This window comes from Pseudomonas zanjanensis (assembly GCF_014268745.2).
Lineage (GTDB): Bacteria > Pseudomonadota > Gammaproteobacteria > Pseudomonadales > Pseudomonadaceae > Aquipseudomonas > Aquipseudomonas zanjanensis.
This window is the reverse complement of record NZ_JABWRB020000001.1, coordinates 1,714,290-1,730,109: the sequence shown is the minus strand read 5'-3', so window position 1 is coordinate 1,730,109 and position 15,820 is coordinate 1,714,290. Positions and strand designations below refer to the sequence as shown.

At 59.3% G+C, this 15,820-nt stretch carries 11 protein-coding genes; 4 read left to right on the top strand and 7 right to left on the bottom strand.

The genetic code is table 11. The annotated features are described in order from the left end of the window. Positions 1-11: 11 nt before the first annotated feature. The 6 genes from HU715_RS07245 to HU715_RS07220 form a co-directional block, all read right to left on the bottom strand. A complete protein-coding gene (locus HU715_RS07245) occupies positions 12-842 on the bottom strand; it encodes an ABC transporter permease (protein ID WP_186710345.1) in 831 nt (276 codons plus the stop codon). Continuing rightward, on the bottom strand, positions 839-1,756 hold the full coding sequence (locus HU715_RS07240; RefSeq protein ID WP_186710344.1) for an ABC transporter ATP-binding protein: 918 nt from the start codon (positions 1,754-1,756) through the stop codon (positions 839-841). The genes HU715_RS07245 and HU715_RS07240 overlap by 4 nt, the downstream gene beginning before the upstream one ends. Continuing rightward, positions 1,753-3,066: a nitrous oxide reductase family maturation protein NosD gene (locus HU715_RS07235; RefSeq protein ID WP_186710343.1), complete on the bottom strand. Its 1,314-nt coding sequence runs from the start codon at positions 3,064-3,066 to the stop codon at positions 1,753-1,755. The genes HU715_RS07240 and HU715_RS07235 overlap by 4 nt, the downstream gene beginning before the upstream one ends. A gap of 25 nt (positions 3,067-3,091) precedes the next feature. Next, positions 3,092-5,011, bottom strand: coding sequence for a TAT-dependent nitrous-oxide reductase (gene nosZ / locus HU715_RS07230; RefSeq protein WP_186710342.1), 1,920 nt, complete (start codon positions 5,009-5,011; stop codon positions 3,092-3,094). A 53-nt stretch (positions 5,012-5,064) separates the two neighbouring features. Then, a complete protein-coding gene (gene nosR, locus HU715_RS07225; protein WP_186710347.1) occupies positions 5,065-7,215 on the bottom strand; it encodes a transcriptional regulator NosR in 2,151 nt (716 codons plus the stop codon). A gap of 226 nt (positions 7,216-7,441) precedes the next feature. Continuing rightward, positions 7,442-8,920: a hypothetical protein gene (locus HU715_RS07220; protein WP_186710340.1), complete on the bottom strand. Its 1,479-nt coding sequence runs from the start codon at positions 8,918-8,920 to the stop codon at positions 7,442-7,444. A gap of 194 nt (positions 8,921-9,114) precedes the next feature. On the opposite strand from HU715_RS07220, the gene HU715_RS07215 reads away from it, so the two are divergent. Together HU715_RS07215 and HU715_RS07210 are read left to right on the top strand one after the other, a co-directional pair. Beyond that, on the top strand, positions 9,115-11,769 hold the full coding sequence (locus HU715_RS07215; RefSeq protein WP_186710339.1) for an excinuclease ABC subunit UvrA: 2,655 nt from the start codon (positions 9,115-9,117) through the stop codon (positions 11,767-11,769). A gap of 389 nt (positions 11,770-12,158) precedes the next feature. After that, positions 12,159-12,887 carry a helix-turn-helix transcriptional regulator gene (locus HU715_RS07210; RefSeq protein WP_186710338.1) on the top strand — a complete coding sequence of 243 codons (729 nt, stop codon included), beginning with the start codon at positions 12,159-12,161 and terminating at the stop codon, positions 12,885-12,887. Positions 12,888-12,923: 36 nt separating this feature from the next. On the opposite strand, the gene HU715_RS07205 is transcribed toward HU715_RS07210, so the two are convergent. Beyond that, positions 12,924-13,523, bottom strand: a complete 600-nt coding sequence (locus tag HU715_RS07205) for a LysE family translocator (protein WP_186710337.1) — start codon at positions 13,521-13,523, stop codon at positions 12,924-12,926. A gap of 627 nt (positions 13,524-14,150) precedes the next feature. On the opposite strand from HU715_RS07205, the gene HU715_RS07200 reads away from it, so the two are divergent. Together HU715_RS07200 and HU715_RS07195 are read left to right on the top strand one after the other, a co-directional pair. Next, entirely contained in the window at positions 14,151-14,924 is a 774-nt protein-coding gene (locus HU715_RS07200) for an acyl-homoserine-lactone synthase (protein ID WP_186710336.1), read from the top strand. Positions 14,925-14,953: 29 nt separating this feature from the next. Next, positions 14,954-15,820 (top strand): helix-turn-helix domain-containing protein, encoded by an 867-nt coding sequence (locus tag HU715_RS07195; protein ID WP_186710335.1) that lies wholly within the window; start codon positions 14,954-14,956, stop codon positions 15,818-15,820.

The following is a 15,820-nucleotide window of genomic DNA, read 5'->3' as shown; positions in this document are numbered from 1 at the left end:
AGATCAGACATTCACGGGCACCGGCGATAGAACAACCGATAGGCCAGCCACAACGGGATTGCCACCCACAGGCCCAGGCACAACCAGAGCAAAGGCGCCGACACCGGCAAATCGCTGCCCAGGGTCAACACCGCGGCACCGCTGGAAGCCGCATCGAACCCAGTTAGGTTGATCAGCCGATACACGTCCGTAGGACTGAACAGCAGCAACCATGGCAGCAGCTCCGGGCTGAACCGCCCCTCGCTCAGCACCAGCAGCGCCAGCAAGGCCAGGTCGAACACCAACACGAAGAAAAACCACACCCCGAGCGCCAATCCGGCGGCGGTGGATTTCTCTGCCGACACGCTGCTCAGCACATAGGCCAGCCCGAGGAACACCCAGCCCAGCAGCGTGCTGGACAACATGAACCGGCCAAAGGCCCAGAGCAGCAGGCCCAACTGAACATCGTCCACTAGCAGAGCGATGGCCAGCATCGCGCAGCCAAAGCCGATGAAGGTGGCCAGGGCCAGGATCAAGCCGTGCCCGACAAACTTGCCCAGCAGCAATTGGCCGCGCCCCAATGGGTAGGTCAACAACAGCAGCAGCGTGCCGTTCTCGTCCTCGCCGACAATCGCGTCGTAGGCCAGCAGCAAGGCAATCAGCGGCATCAGGAACGTCGCCAGGCTGGACAGGCTCGCCACCGTGGCGGGCACCGAGGTAAACCCCAGCTGACCGGCCGCCGCCGCGCCGAGCCAGGCGATGCCGATCGCCAACACCGCGAACAACAGGCTGATCGCCAACAACCAGCGATTGCGCAGGCCATCGCTGAACTCCTTGCGGGCCATGTTCCAGACCGGGTTCATAGGCTGGCCTCCTCGGCGGCGGCACGGACCATGTAATGACGGTACAGATCCTCCAGGGACGGCGGCTTGATCTCGACATCCGTCGGGTCGTCCTGGGCCAGTAACTGGCGCAGCAATTTCAGTTTGCTACCGTCCGGCGCGGACACCTGCACCCCTTCCGCGCCCCAGCCCTGCGTGGCGTGCCCTTCGCTGCGCCAATGCTGGCGAAGCCAGTCGGCTCGTGACAGGCCCGAGGCGCGGATCAGCGTCGGCAGTCCCGCGTCCTCCCGCAGCCGGGCCAGGCTGCCCAAGGCCAACAGCCGACCCCGGGTCAGAATCGCGGCGCGGTTGATGTGCGCTTCCACCCCGGGCAAGACATGGGAGCAAAGAATGATGCTGGTGCCCTGCCAACGCAGGCGGTCGAGCAGTTGATAGAGGTCCTGAGTGGCGATGGGGTCCAGGCCCACGGTCGGTTCGTCCAGCAATAACAGGCGCGGCTGGCCGAGCAGTGCCTGGGCCAGGCCGAGGCGCTGGCGCATGCCCTTGGAATAGGTCCTCACCCGCCGCCTGGCGGCGCCCGCCAGCCCCACTTCCTCCAGCAGACGCTCCACCTGCTCCGGTGCCGCGCCTTTGAGCCGGGCGAAATGGCGCAAGGTTTCCAGCCCGCTCAACTGCGGGTAGAACATCACGTTCTCGGGCAGATAACCGAGCATCTGCCGCACACTCGGGTCGCTGGGTGCGCGACCGAAGACACGCACCTCCCCCTCGCTGGCCCGCAGCAAACCGAGGATCAACTTCATGGTGGTGGTCTTGCCCGCGCCGTTGTGCCCGAACAACCCGAGCACCTCGCCTTGGGCCAGGGTCAAGTCCAGCCCGCGCAGCACGGCGACATCGCCATAACGCTGGCTGACCCCTTCGATCTCGACGACGTTCAAGACGCGTTCTCCTGGGCACTGTTGCGTGATGGGGGCTGGACAGGGGTTTCCATCAGCGGATGGCTGTCCATCACCCCGGGAGATTTCATCACCGGGAACGCCCGCTGCACCCAGCGCAGCAGCTCGATCCCCGGACTGTTCATCAACAACCGCACCTGGGGATACAGCCACAGCAGGCGATCGACGTTGTCGTTGGGTTCATAGGCCACATCGCCCAGGCCGTCGCCGTTGCGATCCCACCCCAGGTAATCGCTCCAATAATTGCCGCGCCCGTCCGCCGACCATTCCTGCAACCGCGTGGCCACGTATTTGACCTGGCGCTGGTTGTGGACGAAGGCATTGCCGGCGATGCGGTTGTCCTCCGAGCCGGCCGTCAGGTGGATGCCCACGGCGCTGCGCTCGAAATGGTTGCCTTCGATGCGGTTGAACAACGAGTTGTAGATGAACAGGGCCTTGCCCTCGGCGCCGCTGATCATGGTGTCGCCGGTGGACCCGTCGCGCACGTCGCTGACGAAGTTGTCGCGCAGGGTCGAATAAGTGATGTAGTTCATCAGGATCCCGTAGTTCTGGTCCTGTTCGGAGCGATTGCCGATCACCGTCAGCTGGCGGCTTTGCATCAACGCATAGCCGGTGCGGGTGCGCCGGGTGACGTTGTCCAGCAGGCGATTATCGTTGGCGAACATGTAATGCACGCCGTAGCGCAAATCCTCCAGCGTGTTGCCCTGGAGCAGGTTGCCGTTGGAGGTGTCGATGTAGATGCCGTCACGGGTTTCGCGCACCTGATTACCGATGACCCGGGCGCCGTGCACCGCATACAAATGGATGCCGTTGCCTCGGTCCTGGGAGCGCAGGCTGGGGTCGCCCTGGATGCGGTTGTCGATCAGGCTGACGTCCCGCGTGCCATCGACCCAGATACCGAAGCCCTGGCCTTGCATCCGATTGCCGCGCACCACGGCGCCTGTTGCCCCGGGCTGGATGAACACGGCGGCGTTCATGGCCGTGAGGTCGTGGCCCCAGTCCAGGAAGGTGCAGCCCTGGACCTGCACGTTCGGCGCGCGAATGATCAAGCCATTGCCCTCGCCTTGCGCCTCGAATACCGCCTCTGGCGCGCAAGTGAGCGTCATCGGCTGATCGATACTGAACGAGCCTTGATAGTGCCCCGCAGGTAGGCGCCAATGCTGCTCGCCCTCAGCCTGCAAAGGCAGATTCATAATCGGTTGCGGCGCGCCGAACGCACCGCCCGACAGCAGGCAGGACACCAGGGCAATGACCGGTCGACGAACGTTTGCATGCTGCGTTTTCCCGGTCATTGCGCCTGTCTCCTTGATGAATGACTCAGGCTTTCTCAACCAGCATGCGGCCGACCATTTCCATGTGCAGGGCGTGGCAGAACCAACTGCAGTAGTACCAATGCAAGCCGGCCTTGTCGGCGGTGAAGGTGATGGATGAGGTCTGTTGCGGGCTGATCTCCATGCTGGCGCCGTGGTTGGTCATGACAAAACCGTGGGACACGTCTTCGATCTGGTCGATGTTGGTGATGGTCACGGTCACCTCGTTGCCTTGCTTGACGGTGAACTCCGTCAGGCCATAGGCCGGCGCCATCGACGTCATGTACACCCGTACCTTATTGCCGTCGCGGATGACCTTGTTGTCGGTTTCGAGGTTGATGCCGTCCTTCTTCGCGAGGGCCACGGTGTCGGCGAAGAACGGATCGTTGCGGTTCCAGATTTTCTGGGTCTTGATCTGGTCGCGCCGCGCGAGAATGCAGTCATGGGGTTCGGCGAAGGCCGGGCCGTCGTGCACCAGCTTCATCTCTTCACCGGAAATGTCGATCAACTGATCGTTCTCCGGGTGCAATGGGCCGGTGGGCAGGAAGCGGTCCTTGGAGAATTTGCATAACACCACCAGCCACTTGCCGTCCGCCTCGCTGGTTTCGGTGAGGGACGCATGGTTGTGGCCCGGCTGGTACTGGACGTCGAGTTTCTGCTTGATGTAGTTGACCTTCTCACCCTTGTAGGCGCGGATGGCCTCGTCCATGTTCCACTTCACCACCTGGCTGTCGATGAACAAGGTCGTGTACGCGTTGCCGCGCCCGTCGAACGTGGTGTGCAGCGGCCCAAGCCCCAGTTCGGGCTCGGCGACGATCACTTCGCGCGGGTCCTTGTAACGGTCGTTGAACAAATCATCCAGGCGGTCGATGGCGATCATCGAGACCGTGGGCGACAGCTTGCCGTTGGCGATGAAGTACTTGCCGTCCGACGAGGTATTGAGCCCGTGGGGGTTCTTCGGCACCGGAATGTAGCGAGTGAACTCGGAGTCCTTGCCGTCGGTCTTGCGGCCATCGACCACCGGCACCTTGGAACCGTCCAGGGTGATGAACTTGCCGGCCTTGATCGCTGCCTCGATCCGCGGGATGTTGAACACCACCACCCAGTCGCGCTCGTTGCGCATCATGCCGCCCAGGTCGTAGGCTTTCTCGGAGTTGTAGCAGGTGCTGGCGGCGTATTTGCCGGTGTAGTCGGCGTCGGAGTTGTCCAGGTTGCCGTCGACGATTACCTGGAAGGCCATCTCCATTTTTTCGGCATCGATGGCGTTGAACATCGTGAAGCTGTTTTTGTCCTGCAGGTCGAAAGTATGGCCGTCGTTGGGGTGCGGGATCACGAACTCGGCGTTGGCGAACACGTACTTGGTGTACGGCACCTTCTGCAGGCGCAAGCCGTGGATGGCCTGGACGTTGGGCACGGTGAGGATCTTGTCGCACTTCATGATGTCCAGGCGAATGCGCGCGACCCGGGAGTTGGCCTTGTCATTGATGAACAGGTATTTGCCGTCGTACTTGCCGTCGGTCATGGAGATGTGCGGGTGGTGGCAGTCGCCGTTCTGGTATTTGGCGCTGTCACCGAGGATGCGCTTGCTCTCGTTGGTCAGCCCCCAACCGGTGGCCGAATCGACGTTGAACACCGGGATGCGCATCAGCTCGCGCATCGACGGCACACCCAGCACCCGCACCTCGCCTTGGTGGCCGCCGCTCCAGAACCCGTAGTATTCGTCCAACTCACCGGGCCCGACGTGGATCTTGGACTTGGCTTCCTTGGCCGCCGCTGCCCAGGACTCGCGGGTGAACGTCCCGGCGCCCAGCGCCGTGGCGCCGGCCAGCACCGCGCCCGTCACCGCACCGGTGCCGAGAAAACTGCGCCGGCTGACACCCCGGGGCGCTTCCACCGCGCCAGGGACTTGGTCTTTTTTGTCGCTCATGCTGTGTGCTCCATGAAGAATGAAACGGTCAAGGGACAGGCCATTGGGGTGCCTCAAGGCGCCGGGTTCACCTGCACCACGGGAATCAGTTGCGCATCGGTCACGGCCGCCTTGCCGCGCTTCTTGCGCTTGTTGATCAGCGGCGGGCATTTGTTTTCGTTGTGCCAGGTCATCTGGCAGTCGAGGCAGTAGTGGCATTCGTTGGCGTTGATCCGACCATCGGGATGGATCGCCTGGATCTCGCATTCCTTGGCGCACAGTTGGCAGGGGTTGCCACATTCCTTGCGGCGCTTGAGCCAGTCGAACAAGCGCAGGCGGGTCGGCATCGCCAAGGCGGCGCCCAGCGGGCAGACGTAGCGGCAATAGACTTTGCGGGTAAAGACATTGATCACCAGCAGGCCCGCTGCGTATGCCACGAACCACCACTGGCGGTCGAACTTGAGGGTGATGGCGGTCTTGAACGGCTCTACTTCGGCCAGCCGTTCGGCGCTGGACATCGACTCCAGCGAGACGCCGAACAGCACCAGCAAAATGATGTACTTGATCGCCCACAGCCGCTCATGCACGGCGAACGGCAGCTCGTATTGGGGCACCTTGAGCTTGCGCGCCAGTTCGTTGATCAGCTCCTGCAACGCGCCGAACGGACACAGCCAGCCGCAGAACACCCCGCGTCCCCACAACAGAATGCTGCCGGCGGTAAACACCCAGAGGATGAAGATCAGCGGATCGGTGAGGAACAGTTCCCAGCGAAAGCCTTCGAACAGGGCGTGGACGAAGGTCAGCACGTTGACCACTGACAACTGCGCCAGCGCAAAGCCGCCCAGGAACACCACGGTGAATACCAGGTAACCGCGACGTACCCAGTGCAACAACGTGGGCCGCCGGGCCAGTGAATCCTGGAAAAACAGGATCGCGGTGAGGACCAGCAACGCCGCACCCAACGCCGAAATCTCCACGCTTTTCTGGTACCAGAGTGTCAACCACATTGGCCGGCTGGCTTCTTCGGCGGCCGCCAGTTGCTCGGCGGTGGGCAATGGCCGTTCCAGGTAGGGTTCGGGCAGTTGATAGGCCAGCTCGAAACTGCTGAAGGTGCCGCTGACCGGACCGGTCTGGCGGCGCACCAGCAGCTCCAGGTTCCAGGGCGAGCCGGGGTCGAAACGGTGGGCGGCACGGATGATGAAAATCGCCATTTCATCGAAGTCCGGCATGTCATCAAGGGCCACATCATTCAGGCGCTGGAAATCCAGGTCGCGAAAACTGATGGTGTCGCCGGACTGACGCAACTGCACCCGGTCGAAAATGCCGCCGCGTACGTAACCCGAGCCCTTGAAGGAATAACGACCGCTGCCCATCACTGCAATGGCTTGTTCGCCCGGCTTGAGCTCGGCCATCAGCGTGCGGTATTGCGCCTCGCCCAGCAGGTTTCGGCCAATGGTGGGTGGGTTGAGGTGGGTGGCGTAGAGGTCGATGAAGGTGTCGTTCACCTGCTCGCCGCTGGCGGTCTCGACCTGTTCGGCTTCGGTGCCCTTGAAGGACGCATCGACCTGGCCACGGGTCAGGTGCAGGCGACGGACCGCGCCGTTGCCGGTCAAGGTCTTCCAGTCGGCAGCCTCGTAGATATCCGCGCGCACCCGCGCCGGTGCCACGGCCAATCCCGCATCGCCCTTGACCAGGCCGAGGGACACCGCGACATCGTGGGCGGCGCGCATGATCACTTCGTTGACCACCATGGCGGTCACCGTGGCGCCGGCGATCGCATCGACCGTCACCGCATTCGGGTCGCTGGAATGCCCTACCACCACTCGCTGGTTGACCTTGATGCCGCTGTAGCGCGCGCTGAAGCCGTGGAGTTTTTCTTCGGCGATGCCGATCAGCAGGATCGGTTCGTGGTGTTCAAGCACATAGGCGTCGAGAATCACCCCGGCAGGATCGAGAATGACCTGGACGTTGATCGGCTTGCCGGAATACGCCGGAATGTCCACCACATCCAGGCTCTGGAACACGTAGCCCGCGACCTTGCCAGCGGCGGACAGCTTGCGAACCTTGAAGGGACCGTCGGGTTCGGAGATCGAATCGACCGAGCCCAGGACGTGGTGGATGCGTTGTTGCGGGAGGTCACCGTAGTCCTTGGCCTGGACGATTCCAGCGAACATCAGCAGTAGAACGAACAGCCCGGGGAGCCAGGAGCGGGATAGGTGCAACATCACAGAGGGACGGGTCATGAGCGCCAGGGCTTGAAGACAGGATCTTGGCGATCATTGTGGGGCCCGCCCGTGGCTTGGGCCCTTGATTGAAATCAACTCGGGAAAACTAAACGCCGAATCCGTGAGCAGACACGAATGTCCAGCAAATGAAGGCCGCTTTTGTGGCGAGGGAGCTTGCTCCCTCGCCACAACAGCCGTTCAGCCGTGTGTCAGGGGCTGTCTGGGTTCAGCGCAAGCCATAGGAATAGACACGGCCGTCATTGCTGTCGTACCAGTTGCCGTTGGCCCAGATCACCCGGTCCTGGGCCGGTTGAAAACCGAGGATACCCAGGTAACCGCCGATGGCGAGGCGTTGCCAGGAGCGGCCCCAATCCTTGGAATAGAACACCCCATTGGCAGAGACGTTCGCGTCCGACCACCAATAGAGCCAGCGCGGTGGATGGTGCTCGCTGGTGGTGTTGATCAGCAGGGTGTCTTGTCCCATCCATAGATTATCGCCACGCACCTGGGTCTGCGACGCCAGGGGTGAAAACACGCTGGGCAATTCCCCCATGGGCGTCCAGGTCAGCGCGGCGGTGTCCAGTTCGGCGACAACAGCTTGCCCGTGGTCGCCCTGGTCAATCAGCCCCATCACCCGCCCGGCGTCGTTCTGCAGCACCTTGTTCACGAACAGGTTGTCGGCACGCTGCACCTCCACGACCCGCCACTGCCCAGCCTTGGCTAGCAGCCGCGCCCGTGTCGTGACGTTAACTGCGATGTTGTCACTGACGCCATCCGGGTGGCTGCCCCAGAAGCGTTGGGAGACCCAGATAAAGGCCGTCTGCGCGTCCAATTGCAGGACACTGGTCCGGACGATCCCATTTGCGCCTTCGCTGGTGTGCCAGTCAGTGATGTCCGGGCGTTTGCCATGGGCGTATTCGGCAGATACGAGCAGCGACTCGGGAGCCATGATCGGCGAGCTGCGCGCACCGCGATCAGCCGAGTAAAAGACGCCGGTGGAAACGGCAGTCGGCTTTGCTTCATCGCCGTCCTCCTCCACCCCATCCGGCGTGCCCACGGCCCAGACGTCATTCGCGCCGTGGAAATAGGGAACCAGGCTCCAGGCCAACGAATCGGCCTCGGGAAACCAACCCTGGGTCAACCACGTCCAGCGCTGGCCTTGATCGTCGCTGCGAAAGACCACGGTCTGATCGGGCTCCGGGGCATTCGCCGTCTCAGGTCGACGCAGGCCCGTGAGCAGGAACACACTGGTCCCATCGGGACTGGCCACAAGACAAGCGGCGCCGCTGACATGGGCCACAAGCTGAAACTGCCCCTTGTCATCCAGGCGGGAAATGAAGGAAGTTTCCGTTTCCCCACGAGAGAACAAACGGGAAAAGGTGCTGGGCTCCTCCGATTCTTCAGTCTCGGCGGGCTTGCCATAGACCACCGCATCCAGGTTGACGACGTCCGCGGACGGCTCGAACGTTCGGGCCTCTTCCTCCAGCCGCGCCACCAGCCAAGTCCCCTGCGGTGTCACCGTCACGCCCGTGCAATACTGGGTCATCGCGCGCAAGCGGGTATCCTTCACGGTGCCCACTTGCTGCTGATCGGGGCCGTCACCGCCCCACTCCAGCTTGGCACTGGCAAGCATCCACATATACCACAGCGCCGCGCCGACCAGCAGCGCGACAAATAATCGAGAGAGCAGTTTTGAACGAGACATGGGGAGGTCCGTATCCAGGGGAAAACTGCGAAGCTTTTCTCATCTCTTTTGTCCGGAGTAAATTTTTATCGCACGAGAATGGCCAAACCCGGTCGCATAAATGTCAGCGCTGTGATCCAGGTTACATTCTTCCCGTAACGCCGCCTCACCTGACCGCCCCAGTGCGACAAGCAGATGCCCACAAGGAACGCTCCATGCCCCCACGCTCCGGCCCCGCCGCATCTTCATTGCCTCAAACCACCGGTTTCGTCCGGGTACGCGGTGCTCGAGAACACAACCTCAAGAACGTCGACGTGGACATTCCCCGTGATGCCCTGGTGGTGTTCACGGGAGTGTCGGGTTCCGGCAAGTCGTCGCTCGCATTTTCCACGCTCTATGCCGAGGCCCAACGTCGTTATTTCGAATCCGTCGCGCCCTACGCGCGACGCCTCATCGACCAGGTGGGCGTGCCAGACGTGGACAGCATCGAGGGCCTGCCCCCGGCCGTTGCCTTGCAGCAACAGCGCGGCACACCCAGCGCGCGCTCGTCGGTGGGCAGCGTCACCACCCTGTCGAGCCTGATCCGCATGCTCTACTCCCGCGCTGGCAGCTATCCGGCCGACCAACCGATGCTCTATGCCGAGGACTTCTCGCCCAACACGCCCCAAGGCGCTTGCCAGGAATGCCACGGCCTGGGCCGAGTCTATGAAGTGACTGAAGCCTCCATGGTGCCGGACCCGTCGCTGACCATCCGCGAGCGCGCCGTGGCCGCCTGGCCCATGGCCTGGCAAGGCCAGAACCTGCGGGACATCCTCGTGACCCTGGGCTATGACGTCGACATCCCCTGGCGCGACCTGCCGAAAAAACAACGGGACTGGATTCTTTTCACCGAAGAAACCCCGACCGTTCCCGTCTACGCGGGACTGACCCCGGCCCAAACTCGCGAAGCACTCAAGCGCAAGCTCGAACCCAGCTACCAAGGGACCTTCAGCGGCGCCCGACGCTACCTGCTGCACACCTTCATGCATTCGCAAAGCGCCCAGATGCGCAAACGCGTGGCCCAATACATGCGCGCCAGCCCCTGCCCCGTGTGCGAAGGCAAGCGCCTCAAGCGCCAAGCTCTAACCGTGACCTTTGCCGGCCTGGACATCGCCGAGCTGTCGCACCTGTCCCTGCTCGAACTGGCCGAGGTGCTCAAGCGGGTCCAGGCCCCTGACTACCTTGAACAGGCCGAAGAAACAGGGGATGTCCTCAGTCACCAGCAAACCCGAAAGGCCCGGGAACAACGCGCCGCCCGGGGCGAGAACCCCCACGCCGGTGGACCGGACGCCCGCCACACACCCAACCTCTCCCTGGAAAAGCGCCTGGCCGCCCAACGCATCGCCGCGGAGCTGCTGGAACGGATCACCACCCTGATCGACCTGGGCCTCGGCTACCTCGCCCTGGAACGCAGCACGCCGACGCTTTCGTCCGGCGAACTGCAACGCCTGCGCCTGGCGACCCAACTCAATTCCCAGCTGTTCGGCGTGATCTACGTGCTGGACGAACCCTCCGCCGGCCTGCACCCGGCCGACAGCGAAGCGCTGTTTGGCGCCCTGCAACGCCTCAAGGCAGCGGGCAATTCGGTGTTTGTAGTCGAACACGACCTCGACACCATGCGCCGTGCCGACTGGCTCATCGACGTCGGCCCGGACGCTGGCGAACAAGGTGGCAAAATCCTCTACAGCGGCCCACCGGCCGGCCTTGGCCAGGTCACCGAATCACGCACCCGCGCCTACCTGTTTAGTGAAGAACACGCCACGACACGCAGCCCGCGCGCCCCCAAGGATTGGCTGCGCCTGGAAGGTATAACCCGCAACAACCTCGACAACCTGAGCGCGGCCTTCCCGTTGGGCTGCTTCACCGCCGTGACCGGTATCTCTGGCTCCGGCAAATCGAGCCTGGTCAGCCAGGCCCTGCTGGATCTGGTGGGCGCCCACCTGGGCCAGGCCAGCCCCAACGCCGAGCCCGACGAGCAAAGCCTGGAAGACGAACCCGTGCAAACCAGCGCTGGGCGCGTGACCGCCGGGCTCGACGCGGTCAAGCGGCTGGTCCAGGTAGACCAGAAACCCATCGGCCGCACCCCGCGCTCCAACCTCGCCACTTACACCGGGCTGTTCGATCACGTGCGCAAATTGTTCGCTGCCACTGAGCAGGCAAAGGCGCTGGGGTTCGATGCCGGGCGTTTCTCCTTCAACGTCGCCAAGGGTCGCTGCGAGACCTGCGAAGGTGAAGGTTTCGTCAGCGTCGAATTGTTGTTCATGCCCAGCGTGTACGCCCCCTGCCCCACCTGCCACGGCGCGCGCTACAACCCGCAGACCCTCGAGGTTCGCTGGCAGGGCCTGGACATTTCCCAGGTCTTGCAACTGACCGTGAACCAGGCGCTCGAGGTGTTTGCCGAGCAAGCGGCGGCCAGGCGTTCGTTACACGTGCTGCAGGATATCGGACTGGGTTACCTGCGCCTGGGCCAACCGGCTACGGAGCTGTCCGGCGGCGAAGCCCAGCGGATCAAGCTGGCGACGGAACTGCAGCGCAAGGCCCGGGGCACGACGTTATATGTATTGGACGAACCCACCAACGGGCTGCATCCCCAGGACGTGGACCGCTTGCTGGTGCAGTTGAATCGCCTGGTGGATGAAGGCCATACGGTGGTTGTGGTGGAACATGACATGCGGGTGGTGGCGCAGAGTGACTGGGTCATCGATATTGGCCCGGGCGCTGGAACCCAGGGCGGAAAGGTGGTCGCTTGTGGGGCTCCGAAGAGTGTGGCGAAGTCCCGGGAGAGTCGAACAGCAGGGTTCCTGAAAAGGGCTTTGCAGCATGAAAAATAGAGGTTTTTCAATGTTTCTCGCTGTTGCGGAAAAGCTGTCTATACTGTTCCCAGTTAATCGTTTCAGTCGATGTAATTAACTGCAACCTCAGGGGGCAATGGGCTGAGGTTGCACTGGCAAGGACGCAAAATGACATCACCCCAACTGAAAGAACAAACCTTACACTGCGGGATGAGGGGTTATTATCGCGCGCTGAAGCACCCCCCGATGAATTGGATGTGCCCTCCCGATATACCAATCCCCTTCGCAGCTCCGATCGCGGCCACAAAACCGCCTGTGGTGATGGGTGCTGAGGTTGTAAAACTCATCTACTCCGCTTGGCGAATATCAAGGTGACATACCTGACTGTGTAAAGGTATTCACATTAATATTTTTCGAGCGCATCCATTATGCTCAAGCCTATTCCAAGCCACCTGTTCAATTTAATTCAAGAGGTGGAGAATAACATTCCAGGGAAAAGCCACGACGAGTACACCGAGATACTCGGTTGGATGTTCTCGAAACTAGGGCTTGAAAAGTTCGCTTATGTTCATCTGGATGCCGCACCCTTCGATAATGCCAAAGTCTCCATCCACAGCAATTACCCCGCTGAATGGGTAGACACTTACCGCAGAAATTCATTGCATAAATCAGATCCGGTCATGGCCAACACAGCCATTACCGCCACGCCTTTTTTCTGGGATGAAATTCCACAAGAACTGGACAATAACCCGGAAATATTTGATCAGTCCGCGTCCTATGGCATCAAGCAAGGGTTCACCATTCCGATTCATGAGCCGGGCAGATCGTTCGGCTCTATTCACTTGTCCTCGGAAGAGAATGATCCTGACTTCCCAACTATTGTCAGGGAGAATATGGTCATTATTCAGACGCTCAGCATCATCGCCAACCAACACCGCCCGCTTGAGGTCGGTGTAGAAAGCACGCTCAAGCTATCGCCCAGGGAAATAGAATTCTTGCGCTGGCTTGCGCTTGGAAAAAACTATAAGGAAATTGGCTTGATCATGAATATCACCGAACGAACAGTGAAATTTCATGCCAAGCAAATGACTGAAAAAATGGAGTGCACCAACGTCAAGCAAGCCATGTTCAAAGCGGCGCAGTTGAACCTCATCTGACATTCGTCGCCACTCAACTTTAATACCAGAGCACACTCAGGCGAAATTCACCTGGGATGCGATATTGAAAAGCATGCCGCAGGCAAACAACCCAATCACCAGGGAAATGGCTCGATTTAAAAACCGCCCGGATACAATCGCGTGGAACTTTCGACCACAAAAAGCGCCAGCCGCAATCCACACCAACCCTACCGGAAAAATAATGGCTGAAAATAGCAGCATGAACGACAGCCAGCTATCCAGCGACAGGAATGTTCCCGCCGGCGCAACGAAGGAAACAAAAAACAAGCCTTTGGGATTCGTCAGCGTTGCCACGAATAAATCCGGAACGGTAATACCCGTCGTTGCGCCAGGCCCATGGTCTTTTACCGAGAACCACAGTTTCAAGGAAATATAAAACAGAAAACAAACAGCAAAGATCTTGGTGGCGATCACTACCCACGAGTGATCGGTTATCAGTAAGTCAATGAATACTCCCCACATCGTCATCTGAATAACGTATGCCAACCATTCTGCTGCAACGAAGCGCATCGAAAGCGAATTGAGCCCTTTACTTATACCCGCTTGCAACAACAATGAGTTCGTTGGTCCCGGAACCAACAACACGGTCAACAACGAAAGCGCAATATAATTCATAGTATCCATCCATATCAGCAGCCGGTACGGCCAGTTTCCAGGGTCAGATCGATCCATCATCCTTCCGCATGATCTCAGGCAGAGCCATGAAGTCAGCAACTCAGTCATACGAGGTCAGACAACCAACTTAAATAGAGCAATCACACTAGACCACCATCAATGTGCCACACCTCTTCAAACCGCTCGCCAATCCATAATCCTTGGACTCCCTGTCCGTGAGTCAACCCGCGATAGAAAGTCACCGCGCCCTCGACTAGATGACCTTTTGTTTACAGGCGCTGAAGTTTATTTTCAGAGCGTCAATTTTTTGAACAAAATAATATCAGTCTGTTATGGTTGACATTTTTAGGATCGTCAAAAAAACAAGAGGCCAGATTTATTTCATTTTCAGGCAACACCCTTTAATCAACACCAGTTTGCCACCATTTCGCACCTATACTTTTTTGGATGCCAAGCAATACAAATCCACAACTAACGAGTACCCCTCTACTTATAAGGCGCCCCGCCAGCGCACCGCCCCCTAATTAGGCTACACACTCTATAAATCAAAGACTGTACTTTAGGACAGTTGAAATACCTTAGTGCAAAGTTAACAGTAGCTTCACCTGCAGCCAAGAAGTCGCACCGATGAACTACTCCCCGTGCACCTATGAATTTTCCGGCGTATCCACCCGCATCGTAAGCTACTCAAACATCCCCCTCGAAACCCTCGAACAAATATTGTCCATTCGAAAACTCGCCTTCATCGATCGAAAGAAATGGGACATTAAAAGTTATCAAGGCAGCGATTATGAGTGGGATGAATACGACGACCCCGACGCGCTCTATCTCTACGCCAATGAAAACGACCGCGTCACCGGCTGTGTTCGACTACGCGCCTCCAGCAAACCCACATTGATGAATGGGTCCCTGAGCTTTATTCTTCCCACCGAAAAAACCAGACCGCCTTTGAATCACTGTTGGGAAGCCACCAGATTTGCACTTTCAGCCAACAATCTTTCCACGAGAAAACTCACCCGAGCTAATGTAGACATTCGCACAGCGGCACTTTTCCTGTCAATGATTAAGTTTGCCCAACAACAAAAAATTCACACATATGAAATTGTCGTTGACACCCTGATGGAAAAGATCCTGAAACGTTCTGGCTGGCCAATTGAAAGAATCAACAGCGCATTAGGCTCGAAGGGAGAGCAGATCATTTACGGCACATTGCCATGCACTTTGAAAACTTATGAGGAGGTTCTCAGCAAAAACGCCATCCACCGAGCAACTGTATTTACCCATTCGCACATGACACACCGCTCGTCAGATAGACTCCATAAATCCCTGGACACTCCCCAGCTACTCGCCGATCGAAACATTCCGGCAAAGATACCCATGCACACTGAGCTGCAGCTTTAATCAAATAATTGGATGATTTTGGAGAAAGGATGAACCTACAACGATTATTCCCGCACGTTGGTAAAGTCATTGCCAGTACAGGTAGCCGCCATTTCCCGCGCATGTTGCATGACTTGATACTTACGGAAATCCCCGTGGACGCCACACATATTACCGAGCAACGGATCGGCACAAGTAATATGTCAGAACCCAGCACTTCCAGCCTAGGCTGCGTCGGCATGGACAACGCTTGCGTCGGCGCCCTCATGGACACGCATACCGCCAAGCCATTTTTCCTGGCCGACGACATTCTCTTCGAAGACGCAACGCCGCAAAAAATACCCAACTTCTCCCGATGCTTGCTTAAATGCGAACGCTCGGAAAAAGTGCCTGCCTACAGCACAACGACCCAGTTACACCTGAGCACCCGAAAGAACGGCCGTCGTTATGTACTGTCTATTTACCGTTCGCCTCTTTCAAAAGGATTTACCGCCCAAGAACATGCACTGCTGAAAGATTTTTCCTGTCTTTTATTGCCCATGGTCGAGGAGCATGTAGCGGCGCTTGTTCCACCGGAGTCCACCCGGCAGGATCCGTTCCTGGCGTTGGACGCTTCGGAAAATGGCGGTATGGAAGCACTGCGTCAACGCTTCGCTGATCGACTGCTTCTATCGGGATTGAGTTTGTCCTCTCGTGAAACGGAAGTGTGTGTGGGGCTGCTGGCCGGGCGCACCGCCCCCGAACTTGCCGAGCAACTGAACCTGAAAGTCAATACCGTTGAAAGTTATCTGAAGCGCGCCGCCATAAAGATGGGGATTGGCGGGCGTCGTTCGCTGATCCGTTGGATGCATTCGATGGATGCCACACCGGCTCACATGGAATGGAATGGCAATAACGCGATTCAACAAGCCGTATAA